Below are 20,194 nucleotides of genomic sequence, written 5' to 3'. Positions count from 1 at the left end.
TTAAATTTTTTGTTTAATGCGATATACATAAGCTAGAACCTCTGCAACAGCCTTAAAAAATTCATCAGGAATTCTTTGACCAATTTCAACTTGATCGTACATTGCTCTAGCAAGTGGCCGGTTTTCAACCATGACTACATTATTTTCTTTAGCAATCAATTTAATCTTCTGAGCAACAAAGTCTGCCCCCTTAGCTATTACTACTGGCGCATCCATAGAGGAATCATCATACTTTAAAGCAATTGCAAAATGGGTAGGGTTCGTAATAACAACATCTGCTGTTGGAATTTCCTGCATCATTCTCCGCATGGCCATTTCTCTTTGACGCTGACGAATTCGGGATTTAATGATAGGATCTCCCTCTGTGTTCTTATGCTCGTCTTTTATATCCTGCTTAGACATCTTCAAATTTTTCTCATAATCAAAGCGTTGATAGAAGAAATCTAAGATCGATATAAACAACAATACAAAGGAAGCTGCTATTCCCATCATTCCTGTAAGCCATCCGATGGTAGATAAGGTATCCCAAGCAGTTTTAAAAGAAAGGGAAAGCACTTGCTCCAGATTCATCCATATAATAAGAGTCGTAACCGATCCAATAAAAGAAATTTTAAGAATGGACTTTAATAGTTCAATTATTGCCTTCATCGAGAAGATTCGTTTTAACCCTTTTATAGGGTCTATTTTTTTTAAGTCAAACTTTAAGGGCTCAGTCGTAAAGAGCAACCCAAACTGAAAAAAATTAGCTGCAATAGCTGCAACCACAGCTACCAGCATGATAGGTAACAAGATAAAAGCCATTTCCATCAGCATATCTTTATAAATTTCTAAGGCTATTTCTATAGTTACTGTATTCATCAGCATATATTTAGTAAAAGTAACATTAAAAAATGTAAATATTTCATTGCGTAAAAACCCCGCAAAGAAAAACATGAAGAGGAATACTGCAAGCAACACAATGGCGCTTGTAACATCCTGGCTCTTTAACACTTGTCCTTTTTTTCTAGAATCCTGCCGTTTTTTAGGAGTAGCTTTTTCTGTTTTTTCTCCTGCGAAATACTGTAGATCCAATCGGAGCATCAACATATTAGCCACCACCTAAAATAATCATTAAATCTCGCATACTTATAATCATGATTTCAAACATTTTCTGCATAACTGCTAGTAAAACTCCCATCATGACTAACAAAACAATAAATGTAACTCCTATTTTAATAGGGAAACCCACTACAAATATATTCAGTTGAGGAACTGTACGAGCAGTTATCCCTAATGCAATATCTACTAAAAACAAAGTTGCTACTATAGGAATAGACATCTGAAAGGCAACTGCAAACACTCCTGCAAATGTCTTCATGATGAACTCCACATAGTTTTCTTGCCCAAATGCTAGCGATGAAGTTTCCATAGGAATAAATTGATAGCTATAAAAAATTCCATCCAATAGCAAATGATGCCCATTTAATGCTAGTAATAGAAGAAGAGCAATAATGTTTAGAAATTGACCGATTAGAGGACTTTGAGCTCCCGTTTGGGGGTCTATAACATTCGCTATCGCAAATCCCATTTGGAAATCGATAAATCCACCAGCAATTTGTATGGCAGAAAGAATTATGTAAGCAAGTAACCCTATAAATAACCCAACCATAACTTCCTTTATAATTAGTAATATGTACTCTCCATTTATTTCAAATGGTGTAACATCCAACGTATAATACATCATCCATGAAAGAACAATTGCAAAGCCTATTCGATGCGTGGCTGGAATAGTACGATGTGAAAATAAAGGTAAAGTAACAAAAAACGCAGAAACTCTTGCAATGATCAATAATAATATAGTTAGGCTTGGTATTATTTCTTCCATTGAACTAACCAATATATCTCACTAAATTTTCAAAAATATCTGCTGCATAGGAGGTTACTTGTGACAGCATCCATGGCCCAAAAAAGACAATAGCCACTAATACTGCAATAATTTTAGGAACAAATGCAAGAGTTTGTTCCTGAATCTGTGTGGTCGCCTGAAAGATAGACACCGCAAGACCAGTTATTAATGCAACCAACAAAAGAGGACCTGATGCAAGAAGAATGACCCAAATGGCTCTTTCTGCAATTGATATTACCATTTCATTACTCAATACAATCAGCTCCTAAAAACTTTGTAAGATGGATTTCATGACTAAATACCATCCATCTACTAACACAAATAGTAAAATCTTAAATGGTAATGAAATCATTACCGGAGGTAACATCATCATCCCCATAGACATCAATACACTAGCGACGATCATGTCAATCACTAGGAAAGGGATAAAAATCATAAAGCCTATTTGAAAGGCTGTCTTAATCTCACTTAAAGCAAAAGCTGGAACCATCACCGTTAATGGAATATCATCAATCGTTTCTGGTCGTTCTGCCTCGGTATATCGTAAGAATAACTCTAAATCCTTTTGCCTTGTATGCTCACTCATAAACTCTTTAAAAGGTCCACTAGCATTCTCATATGCCTCTTCCAAAGTTATCTCTTCGTCAAATAGAGGAGTTAAGGCTGTTTCATTCACTTCCTGGAGCGTTGGCGCCATGATAAAAAACGTAAGGAAAAGTGCCAATCCAACTAATACTTGGTTTGGTGGCATTTGCTGTGTTGCTAGAGCAGTACGAACAAAAGACAAAATTATAATGATTCTTGCAAAAGATGTCATTAATATTAATATACTCGGCGCCAAAGACAAGACCGTAAGTAATAGCATTAATTTGATAGAAGTGGAGACATTTGACGGATCGCTGTCCGAGAAAAATTGGACGAAATCATTCATTGTTTTTGCGCTCCTTTGTCTTCCAATCCTTTAATACTTCACTACGGTCTCTTTTAATATCTTCTAATTTCTTTTGGAACGTTTCATTGAATGAAGGATTTTCATTATTTTTAGTAGAACTAGTCTTGTTTTTAATCACTTTGTTCATTAATTCCATTACATGAGGTAGTGTTGGCCCACTACCAAGCTTGTCTTCATATATCTTAGTTAACTCTTCTATTTCTTGAGGATCAGTGATTTCTTTTAATAAGTTAATATTTTCTCCAATTCCAACTAAATAGAGTGAGTTGCCCACTTGCAATAATTGAATTGATTTTCCCTGCCCCATTCCAACTCCTCCAAGATTATGGATGAGTTGGTTATGCTGGAAGCTTCTATTTCTTTTATTGAGGAAACGTAATAGTCCATAAAGTAAAGCAATCACAAATAACAAAGCGAATATCATTTTGATGTAATCCCAAGCTGTAATAGATACTCCACTTGACTTCGAATCTTGCGAAGTATTTTCTTCAGGTACTACCGCATTATCTTCCTCAATATTTTGTTCTGACTTTTTAGTTGCATCGGATTCGTTATTTACACGTTCCAGATGTTCCTTGATGCTTTCATTTGAATCTACAGAAGCTTCTGCTCCCATTGGAAAAGGTAAAACTAATAAAAATAATGCGATGCAAATACTGAGGTAAAGCTTCCACATCATTAATTACCCTATCGCTTTTGAGATTGCTTCAATTACTCGATCTGCTTGGAATGGTTTAACGATAAAATCCTTTGCTCCTGCTTGAATGGCATCAATAACCATTGCTTGTTGCCCCATTGCTGAACACATAATAATAGTTGCGCTAGGATCTTTTTCTTTAATCTTCTTCAATGCAGCAATACCGTCCATTTCAGGCATAGTGATATCCATTGTCACTAAATCTGGTTTAAGCTCAGCGTATTTTTCAACTGCTTGTGCCCCGTCAGCCGCCTCACCTACTACTTCAAAACCATTTTTAGATAAAATATCCTTAATCATCATGCGCATAAATGCAGCATCGTCCACTATTAAAATTCTTTTCGACATAATATGTCTCCTCCAGTACTTATCGTAAATTATTAATTCGTTCTGCTTGGCTTAGAATATCTGTAATACGAACACCAAAGTTCTCATCAATTACTACTACCTCGCCTTTTGCAATATGACGATTATTGACAAGAATATCTACAGGCTCTCCTGCCAATTTGTCCAGTTCTATGATTGAACCACTAGTAAGTTCCAGAATTTCCTTTACCGTTCTTCTAGTACGTCCTAATTCTACTGTTACTTGAAGCGGTATATCAAGAAGTAAATTTAAATTTCTTGACTCGTTAGGAGTAAGGTTTGATGCTTCAAAGCTTGCAAATTGCGCTTGTTGCACTTCTACCGGACGTGTATTACTTTGTCTAGATTGTTGAGGTTGCTGTGGAGCAACGGGCTGTTGAATCTGTGGTGCCTCATAATAATCTGGTTCCGGTGCAGATACGTGATTGTTATTAACTCTTTCTTCGTATACAGTGGCAGCAGCTTCTGGTTCTGCTTCTTCCTCTCCCAATAATGATTTAACAAGATTCAGACCGAATTCCAGAGGGATTAGCTGCATAATATTGGAGTCTATTAAACTTCCTACACGCAATCTAAATGACACTTTAATTAGTAAGTCATCATTAGGAATTGCTTCTTCGCCTTCACCTTCTAATAAATTTAGAATGTCTATGGATGGTGGGGAGATGTCCACTTTTTTATTGAATACAGTTGACATAGAAGTAGCAGCCGAACCCATCATTTGGTTCATTGCTTCCTGAACTGCACTTAATTGAATTTCACTTAGTTGAGGACTAGGATCTATTCCGTCTCCGCCTAACATTAAATCTGCAATTATTGCTGCATCTGATTGCTTAATGACTAATAGGTTCATACCTATTAATCCAGCAGTATATTGAACTTGTACAGCAACATACGGATGTGGAAACTCCTCTACTAATTTACTTCTATTAATCATGCTTATATTTGGAGTTGTAATATCAACTTTCTGACCCAATAGCGAAGATAATGCAGTCGCTGAGCTTCCAAAGGATATATTACCAATTTCTCCTAAAGTATCGATTGCAAAAGAGTCTAAATAATCTTCTACATTTGTTGTATTTGTGTCTGTTTCATTTCCACTTATATTGTCAACCGTTCCTCGTAGGAGGGCTTCAATTTCTTCTTGGGAGAGCATATCATCACTCATCATCATCCTCTCCTCCTTTCAAAGTTTCAATAATTTGTACTGCCATATGTTTCTTTAGTTTTCCTGGTTGTGCTTTAAATTTTGGTATGTCTCCTACTTTTATTGTAAGGGCATCCTCAATTTTAGCGTTTAGTTGTACAACATCCCCAAGCTGTAAATATAATAAATCTTCAATCGATATATCAGTGGAACCAAGCTCAGCTACGACTGGTATTTCAGCAGATTTAACTCGTTTTTTCAGTACAGCCAATTGCTCTGGGGATACCTCTTTCTTATTAGTCTGCATCCAGTAACGAACAGAAAGATTTGGCACAATCGGCTCTAATACTACATGAGGGATACAAATATTTATCATTCCGCTAGTTTCACCAATAACAGTATTAAAGGATATCACAACCACTGTTTCATTTGGCGAAATCATTTGAAGAAATTGAGGATTTACCTCTAACTCCGTCAATATAGGATCGATATCTGCTATATTAACCCAGGCTTCTCTCAGGTTATCAAAGGAACGTTCGAATAAATTAGTCATTATTTTCGTTTCAATCTCTGTTAAATTATCTACCTTTGTATGCGCCTGCCCTTTCCCACCCATCAACAAATCTAGCATAGAATAGGCGATGTTTGGGTTAATCTCCATTAGTATATTTCCTTCTAATGGTGGTACCTCAAAAACATTTATAAGAGTCATATGTGGTACAGAACGTATAAACTCTTCAAAAGGGATTTGGTCAACCGATACTACAGATATTTGGACATATGTTCTTAACTGGGCAGAAAAAAATGTGGTTAAAAGACGAGCAAAATTTTCATGTATACGAGTAAGACTGCGTATTTGATCTTTCGAGAAACGCAAAGCTCTTTTAAAATCGTAGGAACGAATTTTTTTTGATTCTTGTTCGCTCTTCATTTCATCTGCTGTCATTTCACCGGTTGAAAGGGCACTTAACAATGCATCTATTTCTGATTGAGATAATATATCTCCTGCCAATCTGCCCACCTCCATTCAAAAAAGTACTTTACTGAATAATATAAGAAGTAATATATACTTGCTGTACTTCCCCATCATCCATTAATTCATTTATTTTAGTTTTTAAAGAAGATTCCAATATTATCTTTCCTTGCTTACCTTCTAAATCCTCTGGCGTCATTTCTGAAAGCTCAGTGATTAGAATATTTTTCACTTGAAAATCACGTTTTGTAAGCTCCTCAGCTGCCTCAGTACTATCCGTTTGTACCTTCATAGAAATTCGGATAAATTTGTCGCCAGCTAAATTGGTTGTGATTTCCTGAATGTCTACAGAGGATTCGACAATTTCATCTATTGTAGGCTCTTTGCTTTCATCCCCGTTATTCAATTGTAAAAATACAATAAGTGCAACTACACCTACTAAAGTAAGTGAAACTAAAATTATTAACATAATAGTCAATACCTTGCTGTTACTCTTCATCCTGTTCACCTCTTAAATAAGGATTCGATAAAATATGTACTTCCTTGTAAAACTGAGCGATTTTATAATACACATCTTCTCGAGATTCTAACGCCACATATTTATGACCATTCGTTAGCGTTATCGTAGTATCCGGAAAAGATTCAACCGTCTCTATGTATAATGCATTTAACGAAAACTCTTTACCGTTTAAACGAGTCAAACTAATCATTTATTAAGGGCCGGACCGTTCAAGGAACGGCCCAACCCTCCCTTACATTGAAACTATCAGATTATCGTTTTAAGTTAACTAATTCTTCTAGAATTTGGTCTGAAGTTGTTATAATACGAGTATTTGCTTGGAATCCGCGTTGTGCCACAATCATATCTGTGAACTCTTCAGATAAGTCAACGTTAGACATTTCTAGGAAGCCTGATTGGATTGAGCCTACACCATTTTTTGTGGCAAAGCTGAACAAAGGATCCCCAGAGTTACTTGATGGTGTATAATAGTTGCTGCCCGATTTCTCTAAACCACCCGCGTTTGGAAATTTAGCAGTAATAAGTTTTCCTGCATACTGAAGTTCATTGAATGCATCAACAAAAGTTACAGTACCATCTTGAGATATTGACATACTTTTAGCGTTTGTAGGAATTCGGATGGGTCCTACTGTCCCTGTAGGTGTTCCATCTGGGTCGATGGAATAGTTAGGGTCTGTCCCTGGACCTGCTGGAGTTCCAGTTGTATCAATATCCTCCATATTTTCACTAAAACCATAAACATACTTTCCTTCTCCATTTACTAAGTAACCATTTGCATCCATGTAAAAATTCCCAGCTCGAGTGTACTGAAAATTCTGCAATCCTGCTGCAGCTCCTCCAGGAACAGGCGTGGCATTTGTCTCTCCTACAATAAAGAACCCGTCTCCAGACAATCCAAGATCTAGTGTATTACCTGTTGATTGAAGGGATCCCCCAGTATGAATAGTATCAATTGATGCTAATTGAGATCCTAAACCTACTTGCTTTGGATTTACTCCTCCTCTATTTTCTGAAGCACCAGAGGCACCGGAAGTTGTTTGAGAGATTAAATCTTTAAAAACAGTACGACCTTTTTTAAATCCGTAAGTATTTACGTTTGAGATATTGTTACCTATAACGTCTAATTTTGTTTGAAAGTTTTTTAGTCCTGAGATACCTGAGTACATTGAACGAATCATTGATTAATTTCTCCCTTCGATTTGTGTGCTAGCTTCAATCAGTCCACTGCACATAGCATCCTATAAAGGTCCTGCTATCCTAGCACGATTGTGCCGTCAATATTGGTAAACAATTGGTTTTTCGCTTCCGTGCGATCCATAGCAGTAATAACCGTTGCATTTTTTGCACTTACGATTAGAGCTGCTTGATCCATCAATACTAATGAGTCATTGACACCTTTTGAGCGCGCTTCTGATACTTTATCACTTACAAGCTGCCACTGCGCATCTGATATATGAATATCTCTTTCTATTAATCGCTGATTAGCATGTTTGCTTACCTTTAGTTCCGTTTTAACCGTGGCTTCATGTAAATGCTGTAAAAACGCTTGCTTTGACGATGTGACTTGTTTAGAAGTGATTGGTTGACGGATACTTGGCTGCAGCGTGACGCGGTTAATAGTAACTTGGTCCATTGCATGTCTCCGTTCTATTTATTATTGAATAGAATTAATTTTGTCTGATGTTATTGTTGTTCCTCCAACAAGATTAAACACGATTACTCCGTCTTTTTTTGATACTGACTCAACAACACCTGTCGCTTCCTCAGCTTCAGTAGTGTAGCCAACAGTTTTTCCTATCATCATACTTGCCTCTACTAAACTATTAGAGTTTGCATTGCTTGATAGTACTTCAGATATATTACCCGGTGTAATTTTCTTTCCATCCGAAAGCGTGAACTCTACACTTCCATTGACAAATTTAACTCCCGAGATTGAACCGATACCTTCATTGGTAATTGGCTTACCTGCTTCATCTAGCTTGTCTGTCAGTTCATGCCATTTCACTTGTTTTCCAACAAAGTTACTATATTCAATCATTTGAGTTTGCTCTTGTGCCTCTGCAAACTTCTCAAATGCAGCTGTTAGGTTTGTCATTTGCTCTAAAGATGAAAATTGAGCCATTTGGGCAATGAATTCATTGTCTTTCATCGGATTTGTCGGATCTTGATTTTGAAGCTGTGCCATTAATATCTTTAAGAATTCATCCTTACCAAGGGTACTATTACCCGTAGTTTTAGTAGTCTTCTTAGACGATAAATACATATTACTCGTAATTGGTGATAAGTCGGCCATAGTTATACCTCTATTTCATTTAAAAATTCTTGGAAAGTAGTTTGAGTATCCTGATTTTCTGTATTAGAATCTTGTTGCTCCTGCTCTTGTTGCTGCTTAAAGGACGAATCTTGGAAGCCTTGATTTCTCTCCTGCTTAGCAGTGTCCTGCAATGCTTGAGTAATCTCTAGTTTTTCAACCTGTATGTTCTGATTTGCCAATCCTTGTCTTAATTGACCAGAATGTGTATCTAACATTTCTTTCCCTAAAGCAGTTGAGGCTAACATTTTTGCAGTAAGGATTCCATCCTTTTGTATCAACTCGATACGAATCGTCCCAAGCTGTTCTGGATATAGTTTAATAACTAACCTATTAGCTCCACCAGCTTGTCCAAATTGTACTCGGCTCATGACCTTTTGAAGCTCTTTCAAAAACTCCTCTGACTGAGCAGGTTTTTCAGTAGGAAGAGTCATTGTTACTGTTTCTACCTTTGTTTGTACAGTGGCCGTTTGACCTTGAACCAAAGAACTTATCTCTTTACTTTCCGTCACTACTTCTGTATTCGCTCCTTTTACAACAGTTTGATTCATCATCATTTGCTGTAAAAAGGCTTTAGGAATAGGAATTGTACTCTTTCCTTGATTAAGAGAGACATTCATTAAGTTTTCCTTTAATGTTTCTAACGTTTGCTTTAAATCAAACAGCGTAGATTCTTGTTTAAAAGTTAAATCACTTTTGTTACCGATAAGTTGAGCAATTTTTAAAAGCTCCACCGCTTGTTTTGCTTCAACAGGGCTTATTACTATTTGCATCGACTCAACTGGGTTTGCCATCGCTTGTCCATTCAAGGATAAAAGGATAGATTCAACAAGCTTATTAGGTTGTTCCGAAACGACAGCGAGAATATCCCATATGTCCTGTTTTTGATCTTCCAGCTCGGACAAATCATCAGTTTCGCCTAGAAGCTTATTTAACAATTGTTTTAGTGAACTAGAATCTACCGTTAAATCATTAGCTTGTAGCAACTCCTGTGCTTCTTCAATAGATTGAACATCTAAAAGGGAAAGTAAATCCTGAATAAAATTTAGCTCTTTATCTGCCCCATTCGATACATCTGAAGGTTGCATAGATTGACTAGAAAGAATTTGTCCAAATACATTACCAAAAGCCTGTCCGTTACCTGCTTGTAACTGTGGTTTGGATTGTACTGCTACTGAATTTCCCATATTAATCATTGCCGCTATGTTCATTTTTTCACCTCCCTTCAAATACAAGAAGCATGCTCTATTGTTTAGTCATTAGCTCGGTATATTTTGCTGCATCCTTAGGGGACATTTTTTCGTAAATTTTTGCAACTGTATCTGGTTTTAAACTTGCTAAGATTCTTAGCGCCTCAGCATCACTCATATTTGTAATAACAGGTGCTGCAGTCTTCGCTGACATTTTTTCAAAAGTAGAAACTACTTCTGCATAATCTCTTTTAGATTGTTCGTTTTGTCTCTTTAATTCCTCAATTTGCTGTAATAGACTCTCCTGTTCCAATAACAATGATTCTTGAGATTTCTCTGAACCATCTACTTCGGCTTGGAGCTTATCGATTTGGACTTCTTTTTGCTGGATCTCTGCTTGAAGAGAAACAACTCTCTCCTCTAAGCGAGATGTTTTCTTGTTTTCATCTATGGGCTCTTCTTGGCCTAGAGAGGTTAGTTCTTTAGCCTTTTCAAAAACATTAATATTTGTTATCTGTGCAAAAGTTAAAAGGAGAGCCAAAGCAAAGAGAAGCGGTATGATAAACAAATATAGTATTTTCTTGCCTAAGCCCACTTTCTTCGGCTCTTTGTCCATCGTTTGTATGCTTTTCTTTTTGTTATTCGGTTTAGCCATGCCTTTACTCACCTAATCTCTTTGTTTTGAAACTTTAAGGAAGATATCTCATCTAATACAATTGACTCTAATCGAAACTGTTCTTGTTGAAAGTTTTCAAAATCTTTTTCTTTCATTTTTTCAAACTTACGAACTTCTAAGCTTTTTTCTAATAACTTTTCTTCATACCAATTCATCTTTGCTCTAGCTTGAACTACTTCCTTCTGCACTACTTCAATTCTTTTTTGTAAGCCTTCCAAAAAGTTGGAGTAATGATGTATTCCATCTATACTTAAACCATTTACTAAAAGATTATTTTGTGCATCTAATGTATTTTCTCTTTTTTTCAAAAGATTATATAGCTCAGTAGCAACCTCTTCAAAAGAATTCACCGATTCCTTATATGCTATTTCTGTCTCTGACTTTTCTTGTTCTCGAACCGTAAGTACCTTAGCAAATTTATATTGATAAGCAACCATCTTAAGCTCCACCACCCGATAATGTCACTAATTCATTTACGCTATTTTCCAAAGAAACCTTATCGAGATATCCTTGCTTTAAAAAGGAGGTTATTAAAGGTTCAAATTGGATTGCCTCATCGATTTCCCGAGAGGTTCCACGTTTATATGCACCGATATTGATCAAATCCTCTGATTTATTGTAAGTAAAGTAGAGTTCTCTAAGTCTTTCTGCTGCTTTTACATGGTCTTCATCTGAAATATGGTTCATTAGTCGACTAATACTTTTCAACACATTGATGGCAGGAAATTGTCCTTTGTTAGCAAGAGATCTATCCAGAACAATATGCCCGTCTAATATCCCTCGTACAGTATCTGCTATTGGCTCATTCATATCGTCACCATCTACTAAAACTGTGTAGAAAGCAGTAATAGTTCCTCGTTCATTTGTACCTGTTCTCTCCAACAACTTCGGAAGAATAGAGAAAACAGAAGGTGTATAGCCCCTTGTTGCTGGTGGCTCACCTACCGCTAGTCCAATTTCACGTTGAGCCATTGCCACACGGGTAACAGAATCCATCATCAGCATGACATTTAAGCCCTTATCACGGAAATATTCTGCAATAGCAGTCGCAGTAAAAGCTCCTTTTATACGCATGAGTGCTGGTTGATCAGATGTAGCTGCAACAACTATAGATTTTTCCAGCCCCTCTTTGCCGAGATCACGTTCGATAAACTCTCGAACCTCTCTTCCACGTTCTCCAATTAGAGCTATAACGTTTAAATCAGCGTTAGTATTCCTTGCTATCATTCCCAATAAGGTACTTTTACCTACACCCGAACCAGCAAATATACCAACCCTTTGTCCCTTTCCGACTGTAAGCATACCATCAATCGCCTTCACACCCACCTCAATTTGCTCATGGATAGGTGGTCTCGTTAATGGATTTGGCGGATCTTGTTCGGTACCAACCGCGCTTAACCCTTTAGGTAATACTGTTCCATCTATCGGGTTTCCCATAGAATCTAATACTTTACCTATCAGCTCTGGCCCTACTTTTATCTCTAAAGGACTATTAGTTCCTTCCACTAAGCAACCTGTTGAAATTTCGCGAATGTTTGTATAAGGCATTAAAATAACTATTTCCTCTTTAAAACCGACTACCTCTGCAAGTATTACTGACGGTCCATTTTTAACGGAATTAATATGAATTTTACATACATCACCAATGGAGCTCTCGGGGCCTTGGGATTCAATCATTAATCCAACAACACGATTTACGCGACCATACTTTTTAAAGGTGGATACGTTTGGTATTTGTTGAATTAAATCGATTGCTTTCATTTACTTTCACTCCATACTTTCAAGAATATCGACTAGCTTACGTCTCAATTCTTTTACTTGTTCATCAATACTTACAACAATCCGACCATGGTTTGTCTCAATATAGCAATCGGTATCATTCATTTCCTCATCAACAAAAATCATAAAAGGTACGTCTACCGGAAAAATAGATGCAAGCTCTTCTCGATTCTCAGAGACTAATGAAAAGTATACTGGAGAAACATATATTTTGATTTCTTTCATTTCTCTAGCTTCCTTTAATCCCCTTCTAACAATAGATAAAAACAACTCGTGTTCATCTTCTAACTTAACACCTAAAATACGTTCCGCATTTCGAATACTTAACTCAAGAATCACCTGTTCTTGTTGCTGTAAGTAAGCAGCGGCATTCGTATACGCTGTTTGCATTGCTTCATTGGCTACGGCTAGCTTATTTTGCATGTCAGCCATAGCCTTTAGTCTTCCCTCTTCTAGTCCCTGCGCAAAACCCTCATCATAAGCACTTTTTTGATAACTAAGCTTTTGCTCGTTCCACTCATTTAACTCGTTTTGAATAATGTTCCTACTATGTTCTAGTTCTTGTTGAAGTTCTTGTTGTTTTTTAGCTATTTCCTGATTTACTTCCTCTAACATTCTGTTTCGATCAGCAGAAAAATTTTCATGTACAACTGACTCTTCTGTTGTATCCTCTTCCACATAAAGATTTTTTATGTGAATGGGACGAATTTTTTCAGAGTTCTCATTCATTTGTACGTTTCGGAAAATTCTAGACAATAATGTCATCTCCTCCACCACGGGCAATAATGATTTCACCAGCGTCTTCTAAGCGTCTGATTACTGACACAATTCTGCTCTGTGCTTCCTCTACGTCGCGTAGTCGAACAGGTCCCATGATTTCCATCTCTTCTTTGAATGTCTCCGCCATGCGTGTAGACATATTACGGAAGATTATATCTTTTACTTCCTCACTCGACACCTTCATGGACAGAATAAGATCCTCGTTTTCACAATCACGAATAACTCGTTGTATAGAACGATTGTCCAAAGTAACAATATCTTCGAATACGAACATTCTCTTCTTAATCTCTTCAGCAAGCTCTGGATCTTGAATTTCTAGAGCATCCAAAATCGTTTTTTCTGTAGTACGATCTACTCCATTTAGAACTTCTACTACTGCATCTACTCCACCGGTTTCTGTATAATCCTGTGTCACTGTGGATGAGAGCTTTCGTTCTAAAACTGCTTCAATTTCACTAATCACTTCAGGCGAAGTGGAGTCCATAGTAGCTATCCTTCTTGCTATATCCGCTTGTACCTCCTGAGGCAGTGAAGATAATATAATCCCTGCTTGCTGCGGTTCAAGATACGATAAAATAAGAGCAATAGTTTGTGGGTGCTCATTTTGAATGAAATTAAACAATTGGGTTGGCTCTGCTCTTCTAGCAAAATCGAAAGGGCGAACCTGTAGCGAAGATGTCAATCGGTTAATGATTGCTTGTGCATGTTCACTACCTAACGCCTTTTCAAGAACAGTTCTAGCGTAACCAATACCGCCCTGTGAAATATAATCCTGTGCTAGGGCAATATTGTGAAACTCTTCTATAATGTCTTCTTTTATTTCTGGCTCTACTCTTTTCACTCCAGAGATTTCTAGAGTTAACCGCTCGATTTCTTCTTCATTTAAATGCTTATAAATAGAAGCAGACACTTCCGGTCCTAGAGAAATTAATAAGAGCGCGGCTTTTTGCTTACCAGTTAGTCCTTTTTCTTTTTTGTTCATAGCCGTCCCCCCTTAATCCTCTGCTATCCAAGTACGTAACAATTTAGCAAAGTCTTCAGGCTTATCTTTTGCCATTTTTTCTAGTTGCTTACGTCTTAAAGTAGATTCTGTTTCTTTTTCATTATTAATATCATCAACTTCTGGTATTTCTCTTGTTTCTTCAAGAATAATTAGTTCTTCCTCTTCCTCACTTCTTCTAGATCGTAACAAGGATACAACAAGGAGAATAATTGCTACTAATAAAACCCCACCTATCACATAAATCCACCAAGGAATTGTTGAGGAAGCGACATCAGCAAGTTCATTTTTACCTTTAAGCTCTTGAACAGAGACAACAACTTTTTCTTCAATCTGTTCCTCTGTTAGTTCGCCAGCATCTTTATCAATAGATGTGCGAACAATCGTTGCAAGAATCTGTTCTATATCTCCTTGGACATCAGCTGGTAAAGAAGTAACATCGTCAGCTTGAGGAGGTTCCACCATCACTTGAATGCCTATATCTCTTATTTTATATGGGCTTTCGACAATTTCTTTTCTAATACGATTTACTTCATTGTTAATCGTATCTTCTGTTCTCTCATAGTCACCATCTGCTGTAGAACCTTCTACGTAATTAGTAAAATTATCAGTAGCGTCTTCTGATTGAGGAGTACCGCCCGTTAATGGACTATTACCAGTAAAAGTTTCAGAGATTCGTTGAGCACTAATTTCGATACCCGCCATATTTTCGACATCAACAGGTTCCACTAGATTTTCTTCTCGGTTTTCTTGTTTAAAGTCTATATCTGTAGTTACAGATACAACAACTTTATTGTGCCCCATCAAAGTACCTAGCATTGTTTGTACTTGGCGTTGTAGGTCGCGCTCAATGGTTTTCTTTAATGTCATTTGATCTGTAACATTTGTCCCGCCAGAACCGTTTGCTTTCTCCAAATCAAAGTATTCTAGGAATTGATTTCTAATAACGATATCTTCAGTAGATAAATTAGGTATAGATTTAGATACTAAATTATATAAGGACGCTATTTGAGTTTCTGAAAATTGATAACCTGGTTCTGTGTTAAGTACTATAGATGCACTAGCGGATTCATTGCTTTGAGATAAAAATACCCCTTCTTCAGGCAATGTAATCATTACCTTAGCTTCTTTAACCCCTTCTACACTTCCAATCAAATTCGCTAGCTCTGTTTGCGTAGTGGCAAGCTTAAGTACATTAAACTCGTTATCTGTCATCCCAAAACCTGCATTTTGAGAGAAAAAGCTATAATCTATCATTCCCGATTGAGGAAATCCTTCGGCCGCCATTTGCACTAGCAGTGTATCCTTCTGTTCCTTAGGAACTAATATAGAAGTCCCTCCAGTTGCAATTTCATTTGGTATGCCTTTTGAATCTAAATTTTCTTTAATGCGCCCTACTTCCGAAGGGGTTACTTCTGAATATAGAGGAACCATTTCAGTTTTTGTCAGGAAAAAAGTTAGTATAGCCGCAAGAGCGATTACTCCTAAAAGACCACCTATCATAGTTCCTTTTTGGCCTTTAGAACGACTTTTCCAAAAGGTTGTTATATCATTTTTTATTTTCTTTATACGTTCATTCATTTTTATCCTCCGGTTATGGTGAATATTTTAGCTCGATATATTAACTTTAACCGAGGACTAAACTTGCATACGCATGATTTCTTGATAAGCCTCCACGACTTTGTTTCGAATTTCTAATGTAGCATTTAAAGCAATACTTGATTTTTGAGAGGCAATCATCACTTCATGAAGCTCTATATCTCCACCATTGATAAGCTTATTTGTTGCTACATCTGAAGCTTTTTGAGTCTCATTCACCGAGTTAATAGCACTTTGCAGAAAATCTCCAAAGTTTTCTTGTGCCTGCGACGGACTTACCTTATTAGTCGCCATGGGTGCATTTACCTGAGCAACATTAAACATTGATACTGATTCAATAGCCATAAAGAGTTAAACCTTCTTTCCTATTTTCCGATTTCAAGAGCCTTTGAAAGCATTGCTTTATTCGCGTTAAACACAGTGACGTTTGCCTCATAAGAACGAGTAGCTGAAATTAGGTCAACCATTTCTCTTAAAGGATCTACATTAGGCATTTCAACATAACCTTCTTCGTTTGCGTCCATATGACTTGGATCATATACGAGCTTAAATGGTGTTTCAGTATCCTCTTTTACTTGAGATACCTTTACTCCATTACCAACACCATTTTTATTTGATGTGCCTCTTGCTACATTTAAAAAACTTGAAAATGAACCTTCATTTGGTTGCAATGTTACTGTTTTCCGTCTATATGCTTGCCACTCACCATCAACCATTTTCGCTCGAGTTGTTTCTGCATTAGCCATATTAGATGAGATAACATCCATACGTAAACGCTGAGCAGTAAGAGCTGATGCTGTAGTATTCATCCCGTGAAATATTGACATTATCAACTGCCTCCTTTAATCACCGTTTGTAAGGTGTTCAGCTTTCCGCTCATACGATCAACTAAAGCATTGTAATAGAGTTGATTGGTCGCTAGGTTAGCCTGCTCCTTATCCATATCTACTCCATTGCCATTGTTGCTATATCTTAGATTGGAATAATCGAATACTGCGGAAGAACTAGAACTAGCTTGAAAGTTAATATGTTTCTCTTCTGTTCGATAAGCAGAAATTGATGTTTTCTTAGCATTATCTAAATAATCATTGAAACTTACGCTTTTTGCCTTGTAATTCGGCGTGTCAACATTCGCTATATTTTGCGCAATAGTCTTTTGTTTCATAGCTGAGAAATTTAAACCTCGTTCTAAATTCTCAATTGTACCACTAAAAATACCCATAAATTACTCACCCCTATTTTTCTAACGTCCTAATTTTAGTAATAATCTGTTAAAATCACAATAATTTAATTGTAAAGAATTAGATGCACAGTGTCTATTCTATTTTTTGCATTTTTGTAGGTCTTTTTTCCTTTTTTTCTTATTGTTCGTCAAAATATTTGTCACATTTGGGGAACCTTGACGAATTTTAGCATGCAATTACAAATTCTACTCTACTTTTCAATAAATAAAAAGAGCCAATTCTAGAATTATCTAGAATTGGCTCCATTTTTTAGTAAATTATCGCATTTTAAGCTGAGCAAGTTCAGCTAAGAATTTATCATTTAGAACTTTAATATAAGTTCCTTTCATACCTAATGATCTTGACTCAATAACTCCTGCACTTTCTAATTTGCGTAGTGCATTTACGATTACTGAACGAGTGATTCCTACACGGTCAGCGATTTTAGAAGCTACTAATAAGCCTTCGTTACCGTCTAGCTCTTCAAAGATATGCTCAATAGCTTCTAATTCACTGTAAGACAATGAGTTGATAGCCATTTGAACGACAGCCTTGCTTCTTGCTTCCTCTTCAATTTCTTCTGATTTTTCACGTAAGATTTCCATACCAACAACAGTAGCACCGTATTCACCAAGGATTAAATCATCATTTTGGAATTCGTTTTTCAAACGTCCAAGTATTAAAGTACCAAGACGCTCACCACCACCGATAATCGGAACAATAGTAGTTAAGCCATCTTTAAATAATTCTCTATTTTCAACTGGGAATACAGAATGTTCGCTGTACACATCTAGGTTAGAAGATGTTTCATTAACATGGAAAAGGTTTTTTGTGTAATCCTCTGGGAATTGACGCTCTTCCATCATTTTAATAATACGGTCATTTTCGATTTGTTGATGTACTTCATGCCCTAGTAATTTTCCTTTTCTACTAACGATAAATGCATTACATTCTATAACTTCACTTAATGTTGCAGCCATCTCTTTAAAGTTAACTGGTTTCCCAGCAGATGCTTGTAACATCGAGTTAATTTTGCGTGTTTTGTCTAATAAGTTCATTGAATAAATCCTCCATTGTAGTTTTCATATTTATTTTAATATTCTAAAGGTTTTTAATTGTTTTTGAAAGTAATAAGAATCGGATTTTATAATATAAATTGTGATAAATCTTTGTTTTTCACAATATTGTCAAGTTTAGAGTCAATATAAGCAGGAGTAATTTGAATTTGTGCCGGAGAAATCTCCGAAGCCTCGTAAGAAAGGTCTTCTAATATTTTCTCTAGAATCGTATGAAGACGTCTTGCCCCAATGTTATCTGTTTCTTGGTTTACCTGATATGCTATATCTCCGATTCTTTCAATCGCTTCATCAGAAAAAGTAATACTCACTTCCTCCGTTTGTAGCAGTGCTTCATATTGCTTTATAAGCGATTGATGAGGTTCCTTTAGAATTCGGACAAAGTCTTCCTTCGAAAGCTTTTCAAGCTCTACACGAATAGGAAAGCGTCCTTGAAGCTCTGGAATTAAATCAGAAGGCTTAGACATATGGAAAGCTCCTGCAGCTATAAATAATATATAGTCCGTTCTAACTGCTCCATATTTTGTCGTCACCGTCGAACCTTCTACAATTGGTAAAATATCTCTTTGGACACCTTCGCGAGAGACGTCAACAGAAGAGCTTCCACCACTTTTGCTAGCGATTTTATCCATCTCGTCTATAAAAATAATACCCGTTTGTTCAGTCTTTTCAATGGCAATTTGTGACAACTCATCGTTATCTATTAATTTACCCGCTTCTTCTTGAATTAATACTTTTCTCGCATCTTTTACTTTCATTTTTCTTTTTTTCTTTTTCTTTGGCATTAAGTTAGAAAAAGCATCTTGCATATTCATTCCCATACTTTCCATACCGCCGCCTTGCAATGCATCAAATATGGAAGGAGCTTGTTCTGTCACTTCAACTGTTACCATTTCATCTTCCAGCTTGCCATCTCTTAAGTCTTCGGCAATTTGGGATCGTTTTATACGTACTTCTGTATCATCATTGTCAGATGAATCATCTTCAGGCTTTCCACCGAACAGAGCCTCAAATGGATTTTGCGTAGCATTCTTCTTCTTTAAGGAAGGTACAAGAAGCTTTACAATGGCATCATTGGCCAATCGAACTGCCTGATCCTTTACCTCTTCCATTTTTTCTTCCCTAACGATACGTATAGCAGCCTCTACTAGATCTCTAACCATAGACTCTACATCTCTACCTACATACCCTACTTCCGTGAATTTGGTCGCTTCAACCTTCACAAAAGGAGCTTTAGTCAGCTTTGCAATTCTTCTAGCTATTTCTGTTTTCCCTACTCCTGTAGGACCAATCATTAAAATATTTTTAGGAATTACTTCTGCTCTTAATTCCTCGTCTAGCAGTTGTCTTCTATAACGATTTCGTAAAGCAACTGCCACTGCTTTTTTAGCCGTTTCCTGGCCTACAATATACTTATTTAAGTGCTCAGTTATTTGTTTAGGGGTTAAGTTAGTTTCCTTCATGTTCACCTAATACCTCCACAACTATTTGATGGTTTGTAAAAACACAAATGTCTGCCGCCGTTGTTAAAGAGGCCTTTGCTATTTCCTTTGCAGTTAATTTATCACCCGCAAATTGCTTCAACGCTCTACCTGCTGCCAGTGCATAATTACCACCGGAACCAATGGCTAATATTCCGTCATCAGGTTCAATAACCTCTCCTGTACCTGATACAAGTAATAAATTGTTTTTGTCCATCACTAATAGCATTGCTTCTAACTGACGGAGCATTTTATCACCACGCCACTGTTTAGCTAGCTCAACCGCTGCTCTTTGAAGATTGCCGTTATACTCTAGCAGTTTACCTTCAAACATTTCAAAAAGCGTAAATGCATCTGCGACAGATCCCGCAAAACCTGCTATGACTTGACCGTTAAACAGTCTTCTAACTTTTTTAGCAGTATGCTTCATTACCACTTGATTTCCTAAAGTAACTTGACCATCGCCTGCCATTGCACAACTTCCATTATGACTTACCGCAAATATAGTAGTTGCATGAATTGAACTCATTTGTATGACC

General features: G+C 36.8%; 26 protein-coding genes. All 26 read right to left on the bottom strand.

The window, feature by feature from the left end; all coding sequences use genetic code 11:
• The gene (flhB, locus tag MHB55_RS07200) at nt 1-1,086 is read right to left on the bottom strand and encodes a flagellar biosynthesis protein FlhB (RefSeq protein ID WP_340862891.1); all 1,086 of its coding nucleotides are present in this window, start codon (nt 1,084-1,086) and stop codon (nt 1-3) included.
• A gap of 1 nt (nt 1,087) precedes the next feature.
• Nucleotides 1,088-1,864, bottom strand: a complete 777-nt coding sequence (gene fliR, locus MHB55_RS07195) for a flagellar biosynthetic protein FliR (protein ID WP_154312325.1) — start codon at nt 1,862-1,864, stop codon at nt 1,088-1,090.
• Between the two features lie 4 nt (nt 1,865-1,868).
• A complete protein-coding gene (gene fliQ, locus MHB55_RS07190) occupies nt 1,869-2,138 on the bottom strand; it encodes a flagellar biosynthesis protein FliQ (RefSeq protein WP_144538065.1) in 270 nt (89 codons plus the stop codon).
• Nucleotides 2,139-2,150: 12 nt separating this feature from the next.
• On the bottom strand, nt 2,151-2,816 hold the full coding sequence (fliP, locus tag MHB55_RS07185; protein ID WP_144538064.1) for a flagellar type III secretion system pore protein FliP: 666 nt from the start codon (nt 2,814-2,816) through the stop codon (nt 2,151-2,153).
• The gene (locus MHB55_RS07180; protein WP_191963874.1) at nt 2,809-3,513 is read right to left on the bottom strand and encodes a flagellar biosynthetic protein FliO; all 705 of its coding nucleotides are present in this window, start codon (nt 3,511-3,513) and stop codon (nt 2,809-2,811) included. The genes fliP and MHB55_RS07180 overlap by 8 nt, the downstream gene beginning before the upstream one ends.
• A gap of 6 nt (nt 3,514-3,519) precedes the next feature.
• On the bottom strand, nt 3,520-3,882 hold the full coding sequence (locus tag MHB55_RS07175; protein ID WP_144538062.1) for a response regulator: 363 nt from the start codon (nt 3,880-3,882) through the stop codon (nt 3,520-3,522).
• Between the two features lie 19 nt (nt 3,883-3,901).
• Entirely contained in the window at nt 3,902-5,068 is a 1,167-nt protein-coding gene (gene fliY / locus MHB55_RS07170; protein ID WP_151113725.1) for a flagellar motor switch phosphatase FliY, read from the bottom strand.
• Entirely contained in the window at nt 5,061-6,059 is a 999-nt protein-coding gene (gene fliM / locus MHB55_RS07165; protein ID WP_151110537.1) for a flagellar motor switch protein FliM, read from the bottom strand. Before fliM ends, fliY begins: the two co-directional genes overlap by 8 nt.
• Before the next feature lie 28 nt (nt 6,060-6,087).
• Nucleotides 6,088-6,519 (bottom strand): flagellar basal body-associated protein FliL, encoded by a 432-nt coding sequence (gene fliL / locus MHB55_RS07160; protein ID WP_154311114.1) that lies wholly within the window; start codon nt 6,517-6,519, stop codon nt 6,088-6,090.
• On the bottom strand, nt 6,509-6,730 hold the full coding sequence (locus MHB55_RS07155; RefSeq protein WP_154311115.1) for a flagellar FlbD family protein: 222 nt from the start codon (nt 6,728-6,730) through the stop codon (nt 6,509-6,511). Before MHB55_RS07155 ends, fliL begins: the two co-directional genes overlap by 11 nt.
• Before the next feature lie 61 nt (nt 6,731-6,791).
• The gene (gene flgG, locus MHB55_RS07150; RefSeq protein WP_154311116.1) at nt 6,792-7,718 is read right to left on the bottom strand and encodes a flagellar basal body rod protein FlgG; all 927 of its coding nucleotides are present in this window, start codon (nt 7,716-7,718) and stop codon (nt 6,792-6,794) included.
• A gap of 74 nt (nt 7,719-7,792) precedes the next feature.
• A complete protein-coding gene (locus MHB55_RS07145; RefSeq protein WP_154311117.1) occupies nt 7,793-8,173 on the bottom strand; it encodes a TIGR02530 family flagellar biosynthesis protein in 381 nt (126 codons plus the stop codon).
• A 21-nt stretch (nt 8,174-8,194) separates the two neighbouring features.
• Nucleotides 8,195-8,833: a flagellar hook assembly protein FlgD gene (gene flgD, locus MHB55_RS07140; protein WP_154311118.1), complete on the bottom strand. Its 639-nt coding sequence runs from the start codon at nt 8,831-8,833 to the stop codon at nt 8,195-8,197.
• A gap of 2 nt (nt 8,834-8,835) precedes the next feature.
• On the bottom strand, nt 8,836-10,062 hold the full coding sequence (locus tag MHB55_RS07135) for a flagellar hook-length control protein FliK (protein ID WP_340862890.1): 1,227 nt from the start codon (nt 10,060-10,062) through the stop codon (nt 8,836-8,838).
• Nucleotides 10,063-10,096: 34 nt separating this feature from the next.
• Complete coding sequence (locus MHB55_RS07130; protein WP_340862889.1) at nt 10,097-10,696, bottom strand: MotE family protein; 600 nt, start codon at nt 10,694-10,696, stop codon at nt 10,097-10,099.
• A gap of 8 nt (nt 10,697-10,704) precedes the next feature.
• Nucleotides 10,705-11,154, bottom strand: coding sequence for a flagellar export protein FliJ (gene fliJ / locus MHB55_RS07125; protein WP_154311121.1), 450 nt, complete (start codon nt 11,152-11,154; stop codon nt 10,705-10,707).
• 1 nt (nt 11,155) lies between these two features.
• Nucleotides 11,156-12,478, bottom strand: a complete 1,323-nt coding sequence (fliI, locus tag MHB55_RS07120) for a flagellar protein export ATPase FliI (RefSeq protein WP_154311122.1) — start codon at nt 12,476-12,478, stop codon at nt 11,156-11,158.
• Nucleotides 12,479-12,484: 6 nt separating this feature from the next.
• The gene (gene fliH / locus MHB55_RS07115; protein WP_154311123.1) at nt 12,485-13,261 is read right to left on the bottom strand and encodes a flagellar assembly protein FliH; all 777 of its coding nucleotides are present in this window, start codon (nt 13,259-13,261) and stop codon (nt 12,485-12,487) included.
• Entirely contained in the window at nt 13,245-14,258 is a 1,014-nt protein-coding gene (gene fliG, locus MHB55_RS07110; protein WP_151110556.1) for a flagellar motor switch protein FliG, read from the bottom strand. Before fliG ends, fliH begins: the two co-directional genes overlap by 17 nt.
• Before the next feature lie 12 nt (nt 14,259-14,270).
• The gene (gene fliF / locus MHB55_RS07105; RefSeq protein ID WP_340862888.1) at nt 14,271-15,857 is read right to left on the bottom strand and encodes a flagellar basal-body MS-ring/collar protein FliF; all 1,587 of its coding nucleotides are present in this window, start codon (nt 15,855-15,857) and stop codon (nt 14,271-14,273) included.
• A gap of 57 nt (nt 15,858-15,914) precedes the next feature.
• Nucleotides 15,915-16,220 carry a flagellar hook-basal body complex protein FliE gene (gene fliE / locus MHB55_RS07100; protein WP_154311125.1) on the bottom strand — a complete coding sequence of 102 codons (306 nt, stop codon included), beginning with the start codon at nt 16,218-16,220 and terminating at the stop codon, nt 15,915-15,917.
• Between the two features lie 20 nt (nt 16,221-16,240).
• Nucleotides 16,241-16,702 carry a flagellar basal body rod protein FlgC gene (gene flgC, locus MHB55_RS07095; protein WP_340862887.1) on the bottom strand — a complete coding sequence of 154 codons (462 nt, stop codon included), beginning with the start codon at nt 16,700-16,702 and terminating at the stop codon, nt 16,241-16,243.
• Nucleotides 16,703-16,704: 2 nt separating this feature from the next.
• Nucleotides 16,705-17,097: a flagellar basal body rod protein FlgB gene (gene flgB / locus MHB55_RS07090; RefSeq protein ID WP_154311127.1), complete on the bottom strand. Its 393-nt coding sequence runs from the start codon at nt 17,095-17,097 to the stop codon at nt 16,705-16,707.
• A gap of 279 nt (nt 17,098-17,376) precedes the next feature.
• Nucleotides 17,377-18,156 (bottom strand): GTP-sensing pleiotropic transcriptional regulator CodY, encoded by a 780-nt coding sequence (codY, locus tag MHB55_RS07085; RefSeq protein ID WP_144538045.1) that lies wholly within the window; start codon nt 18,154-18,156, stop codon nt 17,377-17,379.
• Between the two features lie 86 nt (nt 18,157-18,242).
• Nucleotides 18,243-19,637, bottom strand: a complete 1,395-nt coding sequence (gene hslU / locus MHB55_RS07080; RefSeq protein ID WP_154312326.1) for an ATP-dependent protease ATPase subunit HslU — start codon at nt 19,635-19,637, stop codon at nt 18,243-18,245.
• The gene (gene hslV, locus MHB55_RS07075) at nt 19,624-20,184 is read right to left on the bottom strand and encodes an ATP-dependent protease subunit HslV (RefSeq protein WP_144538044.1); all 561 of its coding nucleotides are present in this window, start codon (nt 20,182-20,184) and stop codon (nt 19,624-19,626) included. Before hslV ends, hslU begins: the two co-directional genes overlap by 14 nt.
• Nucleotides 20,185-20,194 lie beyond the last annotated feature (10 nt).

Source organism: Psychrobacillus sp. FSL K6-1267, assembly GCF_038003265.1.
Classification (GTDB): domain Bacteria; phylum Bacillota; class Bacilli; order Bacillales_A; family Planococcaceae; genus Psychrobacillus; species Psychrobacillus faecigallinarum.
The sequence above is the reverse complement of the archived record's forward strand: the minus strand, read 5'-3'. Positions and strand labels throughout refer to the sequence as shown.

Bases quoted from the DNA above. Each gene is read 5' to 3' on its own strand.
- flhB (WP_340862891.1), bottom strand. From the start codon at position 1,086: ATGTTGATGCTCCGATTGGATCTACAGTATTTCGCAGGAGAAAAAACA.
- fliR (WP_154312325.1), bottom strand. From the start codon at position 1,864: ATGGAAGAAATAATACCAAGCCTAACTATATTATTATTGATCATTGCA.
- fliP (WP_144538064.1), bottom strand. From the start codon at position 2,816: ATGAATGATTTCGTCCAATTTTTCTCGGACAGCGATCCGTCAAATGTC.
- MHB55_RS07180 (WP_191963874.1), bottom strand. From the start codon at position 3,513: ATGTGGAAGCTTTACCTCAGTATTTGCATCGCATTATTTTTATTAGTT.
- MHB55_RS07175 (WP_144538062.1), bottom strand. From the start codon at position 3,882: ATGTCGAAAAGAATTTTAATAGTGGACGATGCTGCATTTATGCGCATG.
- fliY (WP_151113725.1), bottom strand. From the start codon at position 5,068: ATGAGTGATGATATGCTCTCCCAAGAAGAAATTGAAGCCCTCCTACGA.
- fliL (WP_154311114.1), bottom strand. From the start codon at position 6,519: ATGAAGAGTAACAGCAAGGTATTGACTATTATGTTAATAATTTTAGTT.
- MHB55_RS07155 (WP_154311115.1), bottom strand. From the start codon at position 6,730: ATGATTAGTTTGACTCGTTTAAACGGTAAAGAGTTTTCGTTAAATGCA.
- flgG (WP_154311116.1), bottom strand. From the start codon at position 7,718: ATGATTCGTTCAATGTACTCAGGTATCTCAGGACTAAAAAACTTTCAA.
- MHB55_RS07145 (WP_154311117.1), bottom strand. From the start codon at position 8,173: ATGGACCAAGTTACTATTAACCGCGTCACGCTGCAGCCAAGTATCCGT.
- flgD (WP_154311118.1), bottom strand. From the start codon at position 8,833: ATGGCCGACTTATCACCAATTACGAGTAATATGTATTTATCGTCTAAG.
- MHB55_RS07135 (WP_340862890.1), bottom strand. From the start codon at position 10,062: ATGAACATAGCGGCAATGATTAATATGGGAAATTCAGTAGCAGTACAA.
- MHB55_RS07130 (WP_340862889.1), bottom strand. From the start codon at position 10,696: ATGGCTAAACCGAATAACAAAAAGAAAAGCATACAAACGATGGACAAA.
- fliJ (WP_154311121.1), bottom strand. From the start codon at position 11,154: ATGGTTGCTTATCAATATAAATTTGCTAAGGTACTTACGGTTCGAGAA.
- fliI (WP_154311122.1), bottom strand. From the start codon at position 12,478: ATGAAAGCAATCGATTTAATTCAACAAATACCAAACGTATCCACCTTT.
- fliH (WP_154311123.1), bottom strand. From the start codon at position 13,261: ATGACATTATTGTCTAGAATTTTCCGAAACGTACAAATGAATGAGAAC.
- fliG (WP_151110556.1), bottom strand. From the start codon at position 14,258: ATGAACAAAAAAGAAAAAGGACTAACTGGTAAGCAAAAAGCCGCGCTC.
- fliF (WP_340862888.1), bottom strand. From the start codon at position 15,857: ATGAATGAACGTATAAAGAAAATAAAAAATGATATAACAACCTTTTGG.
- fliE (WP_154311125.1), bottom strand. From the start codon at position 16,220: ATGGCTATTGAATCAGTATCAATGTTTAATGTTGCTCAGGTAAATGCA.
- flgC (WP_340862887.1), bottom strand. From the start codon at position 16,702: ATGTCAATATTTCACGGGATGAATACTACAGCATCAGCTCTTACTGCT.
- flgB (WP_154311127.1), bottom strand. From the start codon at position 17,097: ATGGGTATTTTTAGTGGTACAATTGAGAATTTAGAACGAGGTTTAAAT.
- codY (WP_144538045.1), bottom strand. From the start codon at position 18,156: ATGAACTTATTAGACAAAACACGCAAAATTAACTCGATGTTACAAGCA.
- hslU (WP_154312326.1), bottom strand. From the start codon at position 19,637: ATGAAGGAAACTAACTTAACCCCTAAACAAATAACTGAGCACTTAAAT.
- hslV (WP_144538044.1), bottom strand. From the start codon at position 20,184: ATGAGTTCAATTCATGCAACTACTATATTTGCGGTAAGTCATAATGGA.